Origin of the sequence: Nioella aestuarii (assembly GCF_050896395.1) — a bacterium.
Taxonomy (GTDB): Bacteria; Pseudomonadota; Alphaproteobacteria; order Rhodobacterales; family Rhodobacteraceae; genus Nioella; species Nioella aestuarii.
On sequence record NZ_JBPBBA010000023.1, the window covers coordinates 55,178 to 66,194 of the forward strand.

Genomic DNA, 11,017 nt, shown 5'->3' on the forward strand with positions numbered 1-11,017 from the left:
GGTCCGGGATCAGTTGACGGGAACCGTCACGCCGACGGTTGCGCCGACGCTTTCGTTCCAGCGGGTGGCCCATTCGCTGCCCGCGCGCTCGGCCCAGTCGGGCAAAACCTCGGTCACCAGGATGTCACGAGCACGTGCGAAATCGGCGTCCGAGACCTCGACAAGGATCATGTCACGCGCCTCACCCGCCGGGCATTCGCCATTGCCGGTCAGGCAGGCAATGTCATTGACAAGGGCATCCTGCGCGACGGCCCAGGCTGGGTCTTCGAAGCCCGTGGCGATCTCGGCCTCAATGAGCGCCTGCGTGTCGGCATCCATGGCGTTCCAACGATCAAGGTTGATCGCGGTGACAACGGAATCCCAGCCACCGAGCGGGATCGGCAACAGATGAGTGGAAACCTCCCACCAGCCCGCGGAATAGCCCGATCCTGCACCGGTCACGGCACAATCCACCACGCCGCGCTGCAACGCGCCCGGCACCTCAGAGAAGGAGACGTTGACGCCCTCGGCCCCAAGCGCCTCTAGGAATTTCGCGGTCATCCGGCCCGAAGCGCGGATTTGCAGACCGGCGAGGTCATCGAGGCTGTTGATCTCGGCATTACAGAACACGACCTGCGGCGGATAGGGGGCGATGGCCAGCACGTGGCTGTTGAAGCGGGTGTTGTAGATGTCCTCGACCATGGGTCGGGCCGCATCGACCATGGCACGCGCATCATCTGCGGTCATCGCCAGCAGCGGCACGTCCAGACCTTCCAGCTCCGGCGCGTCGGCGACGGCGTAGTCGGCCACGGTCATGGCCACATCATAGACCCCGTCCCCAAGCAGGCGATAGACGTCGCCGACGCCCAGGTTCATCTGGTTATGGGTAGTCAGCGCCACATTGATGTTTCCGCCAGAGGCGGCGGGCAGGGTTTCGGTCCAGAACGGTGCCTCGAACTGGTTGTGCAGCGGCAGGCTGGACCAGCTGCCGACGACCGACAGATCCTCGGCCAAGGCCGGGGACGCGGCCAGAACGGCGGCGGCGATGGCTGTTGTCTTTTTCATCTCGTCTCTCCTTGTTGGATGTTAGCTTTTTGATTGTGTTTGGGAAATCACCGGAAATTCCGCGTCGTCGGGCACATCGGTGATCAGCATGTGGCCCGGTTTATGGGTGATGCAGAGCGGCAGTTTCGCGCGGGTGACAGCCACTTGTGGCGTGACACCGCAGGCCCAGAAGGTCGGGACATGGCCCTGCGGCACCGGGGCAGGGTCACCCCATTCGGGGCGGGTCACATCCGCGATGCCGATTTCAGCCGGATCGCCCCAATGCACCGGCGCACCATGGCCGAGCGGGTAACGGCCCGAGACTTCGATTGTACGTTCCAGCTGGTCCTCCGGGATCGCGCGCATGCTGACCACCATGGCGCCGCCGAACGGGCCTGCAGGCACGGTTTTAACGGAGGAGCGGAACATCGGTACGGTGCGGTCATTGTCGATATGCCACATCGCGATGCCTTCGGCCTGTAACGCCTGCTCGAACGTGAAGGAACAGCCAAGCGCGAAACCAACGAGGTCATCGGTCCAGATGCCCGAGATATCGGTGGCGGACCCGCTGAGCTGCCCGTCGCGATAGATGTTGTAGGCTGGAACGTCTGTCCGAAGGTCCAGATCATGGCCAAGGGTGGCCATCATCGGGCCACCGGTATCCGAGACGCCGACCAGCGGACAGGGTTTTGGGTTGCGCTGACAGAAGCGCATGAAATCGAGGGCATAGGCCTCTGGCATAATCGCCAGATTGGCCTGAAGGTATCCGCCACCAAGACCCGCGGTATGAGAGGTATAGTGCCCGGCCCTGATCGCGGCCCGAATGGCGGACAGGGGTTTGCCTTTCAGCACTGCGTGAGTCGTTGGCACGTTCGATACCTCCATATGCGGGCAGTATCGAAATCCAATCATATAAGATCAAATTGAATGATTTTTGAAATAGTGATCAGAAAAATTGATCACCCGGCAAAGTCCCGCGCCACATCCCGAGCGATATGGGCGGCGGTTTCGACAATGTGGCTTTTGGGGTCGCCAAGGAAAGACGCCGAGAATCGCAGCGGGCTTGGCACCCAACCAGGATCGAATTCCCTGATTCGGTCCGCGCTGACCATCGGGGCACCAAGCGTGCGGGGCAGGGCGGCCACGCCAAGCCCTGCTTCGACCAACCGGAAACAAGCCGACAGAGACGACGAGGGAAAGGTAGAGACCTGCGGGCCGACCCGCGCGGCCAGTTCCGCCTTCAGTTCCCGGAAGGGTCGGGTGTTGCGGGCATAGGTGATCACCGGTTTCAGCAGGAACCCGGCGGGACCTTCGGGGGGATCATCGGACCCCGCCGCACAATACCACGCAAGGTCGAAAACGGGCAGGTCTACATTGTCGACGGAGTATTCCGAGATCGGACCAAGCAGGATGGCAAGGTCGATCTCTCTGTTCAGCAGATCGGCGCGCAGGTTCATCGAGATATCCACGTTGATCTCGATATCGAGCGTCGGATAGCGCCGGTGCAGGGCGGCGACGAATTCCGGCAGCCAGCATTGGGCGATGGTCTCCGACACGCCAAGGCGTAGATGGCCTTCGACGCCTGCCGGATCCATCACATCGCGGCCCACGCGTTCAGCCAGTTGCTCCACCTGTTCGGCATATTGAACCAGCAGATCGCCCCGCTTGGTCAGCCGAACGCCGTTGGCGGTGCGCTCGAACAGCTCTGCCCCAAGCGAGGCTTCGAGGTTCTTGATCCGGGTTGTGACCGCCGGTTGGGTGATGTTCAGAACTTCGGCGGCCTTGCGGATGCCCCCCATGCGCACGACGGCAAGGAAGGTGTGCAGTTGGTCGAGGTTCAGTCGGGCTTTCATGGCGCTTGCCTGCATGGGGCCGGGGGTGGCCCGACCCTAAGGCTGGGTCCCCCCGCTTGGCAATGCAAGGTGAGCGTCAGTCGTTGTCGGTCAGCCCTGCACCGGCCCCGGCAAGGCGGCTTTCTTCGGTGGCGGGGGCATAGGTGCGATGCGCGAAGGTGTTCAACGCGGCAACATTGGCGGCATCGCAGGCAGATCGCAGACCTTCGATGATCGGTGCCCCCGAAGGCGACGCGTCGAAATGCAGCGTCACCGGGCCCGCGCCCGACGCTGTGACTGCGCCTGCTGCGAGCAGCATTCCGTCAGAGCCAAGTGTGATTGCTTTGCCAGGCAGATCAACTGCAATGGTTCGATCCTGCGCCTCTGCCATCCAGGACAGGAAGGGCAGCAGCAATAGTGGGGCGTGGACATCCGGCAGGTTCAATCCGTCTGCACCATCCCCAGCAAGCCCGTCGGCCAGCATGGTTCCCGTAAGGATCGGACAGGCCGCGTCAGTGGGGGCGGCCCATGTTTCAAGGTCAGGGGTCAACGCGCTTAGCGCTTGCCCGTCCATCGCCTGCAAATGGCCGACCAGAGCCGAAGCGCCGGGCAGACCGCGTGCTTCCAGCCAGCGCACGGCGCGGCCTGCTTCCTCTGCCAGACCCCAGGAATAGCCCGCGCCACGGGCGGCTTTGCGGGAAAGGGCTTCGATTTCGTTCAGGGACCAGGTCACTCTGCGGCCTCCTGTGCCGGGGGGAAGGTCCAGTCATCAGCCTCACCTTGCGCCAGATCGGCGGGGAAGGGGGCGTGCTGGAACATGTTGATGCGCACCCACCTGTCGGACCGGGGATCGAAATGCACCGCTCCGAAAAAGGCCAGCTTGGCGCGCAGCAGATCAATGGGCAGAAGACCCGCGCCGATGGTGTTGTCGCGGATCTCGGCGTAAGGAAAGCACGCGGCGATCTGGGCACGGCGGGCAATATGGCGGTGTTCGGGGTGGTCCATCAGGAAACGGGCCACGGTGTCCGCGCCGCTGAGCATCAAATCGGCATGCATCCGCGCGGCATCTCGGCCGGGGCAAAGCGGCAGCTCATATGGTTCCACCGGTTCGGCGTAGCGGTCGCCAAGGCGCGGCTCCAGCTTCTCCTCGGAGGTGTACCAGACATTTTCTTGCGCGGCCTGTGCCGTCCAGTCGATATCGAGCGCCCAGGCATAGACCTCTTCCACTTGGGTACGGAACCGGTCCAGCGGTAAGGTGCCGTCAATCCGCGTAGGCGCGGTTTCATCGGCGGCCATGCACTGCGCCAGTTCGTCCACCAGTTCGCCATGTGGCTCCAGCATCAGTGAAACCAGCTGTTCCTGACCTTCCAGCGAAAGGTTTTCCTCTCCCCATTGCCACAGCGCGTTCCACGGCTGCGGGCCGGTCAGGTCGGTCTTTTCCAGATGGGCACAAAGCGTATCCATGTCACAACGCAGGTCGGACAGCTTCGCCTGCTGGATCGGGTGTTCGGAATGCCAGGCTTGCGCGTTGATCTGGGCGCGGCGGGCGTAGTCGCGCAGGGCCAGATCAGTGCCGGGCAGTGCGTCGGGCAGCGAGCGGATACGGGCCAGCGCCGTTTCCCGCGCGGCAATCCAGTTGTTCAGCAGCACTGGGTGGTTGATCAGGTAGGGCGCCATGCCAAGCCCGGTGGAATTGCCGATCCCGAAACGACGGCGGAGCGCGGGGGTCAGCGGCACGGCGGTTTCGGGCGCGCGCAAATGGGCCATGTATTCGACCAGGTCCATCACAAAGGCGCGGGTCAGGAAGACGCTCAGCATTTCGATCTGGAAGGGGGCCTGAAATTCCGGCCGGTCGGCGGTTTTTTCGCGATCCGCAGCGCCCAGTTTGCCGGAGCCATAGACAGCTGTCGTGCGCATCAGATAGCCCACATCGGCAACGCGGGCCTCATCGGGTTGGCGGCCAGCGGCCAGCGCCTCGACCACATGATCCCAAAGCCGAACAGACCGGTTGGCGCGGCTGACCGACAGCGAGTTGTCATCGACGCGGCCCGCCTCCTGCAGCGGAATATTGGCGCGCAGACGCTCGATCTCGGATCGGTCCGGGATGCCGTCGTAAAGGGTAAAGGTCGCGTCCCATTCGGTTGCGATCACCCTGTCCGAGCGTTTCTCGGGCGGCAGATCATTGGCGAAGGCGACGAGGGAATAGCTATGCGCGGGGCCGTGTGCGGTATAGACGGCGTGGCCAACCCCCTTGGCGTCGATCACGAATTCGCGCTGTTCGAACCGCCAGTTCTCAGATTTCAGGCGACGCAGTAGCACCCGCATGAAGGACAGGCGGCACTGGTGGAAGGACCCCATCCGGGCCAGGGTCATCACCGTGTTCGGGTCGCGCAGGGCGATGGTGTCGGTGCGTGTCTGGTCCATTTGGGGTCCTCCGTCCCGTGAGTGGTTCTGTGTTGGCGGCCCCAATTTTGCCGGGACCGCCGGTTGTTTCGTCAGCTGCGCCCTTTGGCCAGCGTGATCCGCAGCGCGTCCCAGAGCGATGGCAGCAGAACCAGCGACACCGGTACAGCGGTGACGACGATGAAGCTTTGCAGCTTCCCGATGCTGCCCGACCCGGTGTAGATCAGGATCAGAGCCATCACCCCCATGGCCACGCCCCAAAAGACGCGGACGGGCAGGGCGGGTTTGTCCTCGTTCGACATTGCGACCGAGATCACATAGGTCATCGAGTCACCCGTTGTGGCCACGAAGACCGTGGTCAGGATCAGGAACAGGACCGACACGATGAAGCCCATAGGCAGTTGCTGGGTAATGGCCAGCAGGGCTGCGGGCAGGTTGAACCCTTCGAACGCGGTCGAGACGGAACCGGGGGTTTCCAGCTCGAACCACAGCCCGGTGCCGCCCACGATGGTGAACCAGAAGTTGGTCACGATGGGGGCAACGATCGCCAGCATGATCACGATGGACCGGATCGACCGGCCCCGGCTGACACGGGCGATGAACATCGCCATCAGCGGCCCATAGCCCAGGAACCAGCCCCAGAAGAACACCGTCCACCAGCCAAGCCAGCCTGCCTCACCGAACAGCTCCGCGTCACCGCGATACATCGCCATCGGAACGAAATCGGTGATGTAGGTGGCGAAGCCGCCAAAGAAACTGGAGAAGATGAAGCCCGTGGGGCCCGCGATCAACATGAAGGCCAGCAGAACACCTGCAAGGATCACGTTGAAGCGGCTGAGGATCTGGATGCCCTTGGACAGGCCCGACATGGCCGACGCGGTATAAAGCGCCACAAGGCCAAGGATCACGGTGGCCTGGGTGGCAAAGCTGTCGGGAATGCCGAAAAGGGCATTCAGCCCATAGCTGACCTGCAAGCCCAGAAAGCCGATGGGGCCAACGGTGCCCGCCACGACCGCGATGATGCAGGAGGCATCGGCAATCAACCCGATGGGGCCATTGATCGCGCGATCACCAAAGAGCGGGTAAAGCAGCGTGCGCGGGGCCAGCGGCAGACCCTTTTCATAGTGGTAATGCATTAGCATGACCGTGGTCAGCGCGCCCAGAATAGCCCAGGCCAGAAACCCCCAATGCATGAAGGATTGGGCCATGGCAGGGGCTACATCCGCTGCCGTGCCGCCCTCGCCACCGAAATGTGGCGGGGAGTAGAGGAAATGCGCCATCGGCTCGGCTGCGGCCCAGAAAACGCCGCCGCCCGCCAGAAGCGTGCACATGATCATTGCGCCCCACTGGAACACGGGGAATTCGGGTGTCGCCAGCCCGCCCATCAGGGCTTTGCCGCCGGGAAGGACAATCAGCACAAGGCCGATCACGAAAGTGGCGAGCAGAAGGATCTGCCAGTAAAGCCCGAAGAAGCGGGCCGACCATGCAAAGCCGGTATCGACAAGGCTCGACAGCAGGTCGAGGTCGAAAAGGGCGATCAGGCAGAAGATCGCGATAAAGCCGCCGGTGATGATGAAAAGCGGCTTGTTGATGTGCCCCAACCCGCTGCTGGCGGTCTGTGGAGCGGTTGCGTCGGTCATTCTGTCCTCCCTCGCGAATAACCTGGGGTGCCTTTGCCGCAAAGCGCGCGGCGCGGGCGCAGTCCGGCCGGTCAGGCCGGGGTGAAGTTTTCCTTGAAGAACCGGTACCAGTTGCCGCCCATCAGGCCCGCGACCTCATCGTCGCTGAACCCCTTGGCGCTTAGGCCCGTTTCGATATTTCCGAAGTCGCGGTTGTCACCGTACCAGTCGGGCATCGGCGGGAAGCCGGGCGCAGACGCGCTGCCCTCGCCATAGTCGATCTCATTGGTCCAGCGGCCGACCCGCATCCATTCCACGATGCTGTCGGGTTGGTCCTGGCATAGGTCCGATCCGATACCGAAATGTTCCGCTCCGAACTTTTCAGCGGCCTCTGCAATCATCGAGCAAAAGCTGTCCAACGTGCAGTCGGACTTGTCTTTCAGATGGTGGGGGTAAAGCGAGAAGCCCATCATGCCGCCGTTTTCCGTCACCGCGCGCACCACGTCGTCACGCTTGTTGCGCAAGGCGGGCTGCCAGCTGTGCAGGTTAGCGTGGGTGATCGTGATCGGCCGGGTGCTGATCTCAGCCGCCTCGATGGTGGAGCGGTCGGCACTGTGGCTCATGTCGATGACAAGACCCACGCGGTTCATCTCCTTGATCACCTGCTTGCCCATGCGGGTCAGCCCCGGATCTTCCGCCTCGTAGCAGCCCGTCGCCAGCAGCGACTGGTTGTTATAGCTCAGTTGCATGAACCGCGCGCCGAGCTTGTGCCAGACCTCGACCAGCCCGATATCGTCCTCGATGGGGCTGGGGTTCTGGAAGCCGAAGAAGATCGCGGTGCGCCCGGTTTCGCGCGCCTTTTCCACGTCGCTGGCCCATTGGCCGTGAAAGATCAGGTCCGGGAATTGCTCGAACCACCGGTTCCACTTCTCGACATTGAGAACCGTTTCGCGGAAGTTTTCGTGATAGGCGATGGTGACATGAACCGCATCGAGGCCACCTTCGCGCATTTGGCGAAAGATCTTTTCCGACCAGTTGGCATATTGCAGGCAGTCGATCCGATAAGTCATGCTGGCGCTCCAGCAGAGATATATGCGGTCTTCACGGTCGTGTAGAATTCCGCCGCCGTACGGCCTTGTTCGCGTGGGCCGTAGCTGCTGTCGCCGCGCCCGCCGAAGGGCACGTGGTAATCGGTGCCCGCCGTGGGAAGGTTGACGGTGACAACGCCCGTGCGGGCATTGCGGCGGAAATGGGTGGCGCGGGCAAGGTTCTGGGTGACGATGCCCGATGTCAGGCCAAAATTGGTGTCGTTGACCGTGGCCAGAGCCTCGTCATAGCTGCCCACCTTGATGACCGAGGTCAGCGGTGCGAACATTTCCTCACGGTTGATGCGCATGGCGTTGGTGGTGTTCAGGAACACACCGGGCGACATGTAGTAGCCCTCTGTTTCCATGGTCAGGCGCACACCACCACAAGCGAGTTCGGCACCCTCTGACTTGCCAAGGTCCACATAGGCGAGGTTTTCATCAAGCTGCTGCTGGCTGACGACCGGCCCCATCTGGGTGCCTGCGGCCAGCGCGTGCCCAACCTTCATGGCCTGTGCGCCAGCGATCAGCTTTTCAACAAAGGCGTCGTGAATGCCCTCATGCACCACCAGACGAGAGGACGCGGTGCATTTTTGACCGGTGCCGCCAAAGGCGCCGCCAAGGGCCAGCGTCACGGCTAGATCAAGGTCAGCGTCATCCATGACGGCGAGCGCGTTCTTCGATCCCATCTCGGCCTGGATCTTGGTGAAGTTCTGCACGGCGGCCATGGCGATGCCGCGTCCGACGGGCACCGAGCCAGTGAAGGAAATGGCGTTGACCTTCGGGCTTTCCACCAGCCGCTGGCCCACGTCGCGGCCCGCGCCCATGACGAGGTTGAAGAGCCCCTTGGGAATGTCCTGGCGGCTGATGATCTCGGTCAGGGCCACGGCGCTGGCGGGGGTTGCGTTGGCGGGCTTCCAGATCACCGCGTTGCCATAGCAAAGGGCAGGCGCGATCTTCCAACTGGCGGTGGCGGTCGGGAAGTTCCAGGGGGAAATCACAGCCACGACACCGACAGGTTCACGGCGCACGTCAATCTCAACTCCGGCGCGGACGGAGTCGGCGTTTTCGCCCAACTGGCGCAGGCACTCGGCGGCGTAATAGGTAAAGAACTGACCGGCGCGGTAAACCTCGCCCTTGCCTTCGGCCAGCGGCTTGCCCTCTTCGCGAGACAGAAGCGTGCCCAGTTCCTCGGCCCGCGCCATCAGCTCGTTGCCGATATTCATCAGGACGGCTTGCTTGCGTTCCATCCCGTAGGCGGCCCATTTGGCCTGCGCGCGAGTGGCGGCGTCGAGAGCGTCATCAAGCTGCGATGCGCTGGCCTGGGTGAACATGCCGACGAGGTCGCTCAGATCCGACGGGTTGCGGTTTTCGACTTCGGAGATCCCCGAAACCCATTCCCCGGCTATGTAATTCAGCTTTGTCTCGGTCATCTGGCGGTCCTCTTTCTGCGCGCGTTTCATTGCGCGAGAGGGCCACAGAGTGGAGATTCAAGCAAACGCAAAGAAATTGAATTTGCTTCAGGGAAACTGAAGTCAGTGATCAACACCCGTGATCCGCGCATGTCGGATCGACTCGGCCAGGGCGCGGGCGGCGGGTGTCAGCATGTGCCGTGGCTGCGTGATCATCCAGACCTCGCGCCGTGCATCTGGATCGGCCAGCGGCAGGAAGGCAAGGTCTGTAAACTCTGGCAGAACCACAAGGCGCGGCAGAACCGTGACACCCACGCCGGCTTTGACCAACCCCAGAAGCGATGCGGTGTTGCGAACTGTCAGACGGGCATGCGCGAGGATTGGGGCAAAGCCTTCATGGCGGATCTGGCTGCACAATCCGTTGGCGATGAAATCCACCCCGTCCAGATCGGCCCAGGTCAAGTGATCCCAGTCTTTTGCCAGCGGGTGATCACGGCGGCAGATCACGCCGAAGCGGTCTGAAAACAGCGGGCGGCAGTCAAACCCTTGCAATGCCCCGACACTGGCCAGCCCAATATCCGCACGCTCTGCCTTCAGATCTTCGTGTACGGCGGCGGAATCCATATCCGCCATATCGACCCGCACATTTGGATGATCTTGGAGAAAGCGATGCAAGATCGGCGGCAAAACAGATTGCGCCAGTGAGGGTGTGACGGATAGCCGGACAAACCCGAGCTCCGCCCGCGACAGCCCTTCGATCGTGGATATGGTACGGTCGAAATGGTCCAGCTCGCGCCGGGCCTCGGAATGGATCATCTGTCCAAGCGGTGTCAGCCGCGATTTACGTGCGGTTTCAAACAAAGGCGCGCCGATATGATCCTCGAATTGCTTGAGCATCATTGACACGGCAGAGGGCGTGCGCCCCAGAACCGTGGCGGCCTCGGCCAACGAGCCATGGTCCACAACGGCCCGGAAACAACGCAGCATCTCGATCTTGATGGACATCGCACCCTCAAACTTCAGAATTGCTGAAATAGATTCCACAAAATTTAGCCTGTTGCAATGTTTTGGCAGGGTCTATGCCTTGCCCCCGTTCGAAACCCCAATGGAATCCCCCCATGAACGCAATGACCCCCGCCGCCGCCGCCGTGACCAAACTTGGTGGCTCCACCCGTTTCTCGGCCATCGCCATTCAGGGTGGTCTTGTCCATCTGGCCGGTCAGGTGTCGCAACTGGAAGACGGTGACATCGCCGCGCAATCCCGAGACGTCTTTGCCAAGGTTGACGCCTTGCTGACCGAGGCCGGTGCCCCGCGCGAGAATCTGATTTCCGTGCAGATCTGGCTACGAGAGATGGAAGATTACGCCGGAATGAACGCCGTCTGGGACGAATGGGTGTCCGACATCACCCCGCCGACTCGCGTCTGCGTCGAGGCGCGCATGGCCAAGCCGCATTATCGCATTGAAGTTCTGGCGCTCGCCGCCATCGGCTGAGGCAACCTTCAGAGCGAAAACGCCCCGACCGGACACGCTTCGGTCGGGGCGTTTTTGTGTCTGCCAAGCAAAGACAGCACCCCATCCCGGGTCTGTGTGGAACCGCCTTCCGGATGAAACCCGGGCGGACATTATCGAGTTCGCGCTCGA

At 62.3% G+C, this 11,017-nt stretch carries 10 protein-coding genes; 1 reads left to right on the top strand and 9 read right to left on the bottom strand.

All coding sequences use genetic code 11. From position 1 onward, the window contains the following. Positions 1-9: 9 nt before the first annotated feature. The 9 genes from ACROHD_RS13495 to ACROHD_RS13535 all read right to left on the bottom strand — a co-directional run bounded on the left by ACROHD_RS13495 (position 10) and on the right by ACROHD_RS13535 (position 10,379). On the bottom strand, positions 10-1,044 hold the full coding sequence (locus ACROHD_RS13495) for a TRAP transporter substrate-binding protein (protein ID WP_432678605.1): 1,035 nt from the start codon (positions 1,042-1,044) through the stop codon (positions 10-12). Between the two features lie 21 nt (positions 1,045-1,065). Next, on the bottom strand, positions 1,066-1,908 hold the full coding sequence (locus ACROHD_RS13500; RefSeq protein WP_432678623.1) for a putative hydro-lyase: 843 nt from the start codon (positions 1,906-1,908) through the stop codon (positions 1,066-1,068). A 74-nt stretch (positions 1,909-1,982) separates the two neighbouring features. Then, the gene (locus ACROHD_RS13505; RefSeq protein ID WP_432678607.1) at positions 1,983-2,876 is read right to left on the bottom strand and encodes a LysR family transcriptional regulator; all 894 of its coding nucleotides are present in this window, start codon (positions 2,874-2,876) and stop codon (positions 1,983-1,985) included. Positions 2,877-2,952: 76 nt separating this feature from the next. Next, the gene (locus ACROHD_RS13510; protein WP_432678609.1) at positions 2,953-3,588 is read right to left on the bottom strand and encodes a DUF3726 domain-containing protein; all 636 of its coding nucleotides are present in this window, start codon (positions 3,586-3,588) and stop codon (positions 2,953-2,955) included. Next, the gene (locus tag ACROHD_RS13515; RefSeq protein WP_432678611.1) at positions 3,585-5,279 is read right to left on the bottom strand and encodes a hypothetical protein; all 1,695 of its coding nucleotides are present in this window, start codon (positions 5,277-5,279) and stop codon (positions 3,585-3,587) included. Before ACROHD_RS13515 ends, ACROHD_RS13510 begins: the two co-directional genes overlap by 4 nt. Before the next feature lie 71 nt (positions 5,280-5,350). Continuing rightward, positions 5,351-6,898 carry a BCCT family transporter gene (locus ACROHD_RS13520; RefSeq protein ID WP_432678612.1) on the bottom strand — a complete coding sequence of 516 codons (1,548 nt, stop codon included), beginning with the start codon at positions 6,896-6,898 and terminating at the stop codon, positions 5,351-5,353. A gap of 71 nt (positions 6,899-6,969) precedes the next feature. Further along, positions 6,970-7,947 carry a membrane dipeptidase gene (locus tag ACROHD_RS13525; protein ID WP_432678614.1) on the bottom strand — a complete coding sequence of 326 codons (978 nt, stop codon included), beginning with the start codon at positions 7,945-7,947 and terminating at the stop codon, positions 6,970-6,972. Continuing rightward, positions 7,944-9,395, bottom strand: a complete 1,452-nt coding sequence (locus ACROHD_RS13530) for an aldehyde dehydrogenase family protein (protein ID WP_432678615.1) — start codon at positions 9,393-9,395, stop codon at positions 7,944-7,946. Before ACROHD_RS13530 ends, ACROHD_RS13525 begins: the two co-directional genes overlap by 4 nt. 102 nt (positions 9,396-9,497) lie before the next feature. Then, complete coding sequence (locus tag ACROHD_RS13535) at positions 9,498-10,379, bottom strand: LysR family transcriptional regulator (protein WP_432678616.1); 882 nt, start codon at positions 10,377-10,379, stop codon at positions 9,498-9,500. Positions 10,380-10,492: 113 nt separating this feature from the next. On the opposite strand from ACROHD_RS13535, the gene ACROHD_RS13540 reads away from it, so the two are divergent. Further along, the gene (locus tag ACROHD_RS13540) at positions 10,493-10,867 is read left to right on the top strand and encodes a RidA family protein (RefSeq protein ID WP_432678618.1); all 375 of its coding nucleotides are present in this window, start codon (positions 10,493-10,495) and stop codon (positions 10,865-10,867) included. Positions 10,868-11,017: the final 150 nt, after the last annotated feature.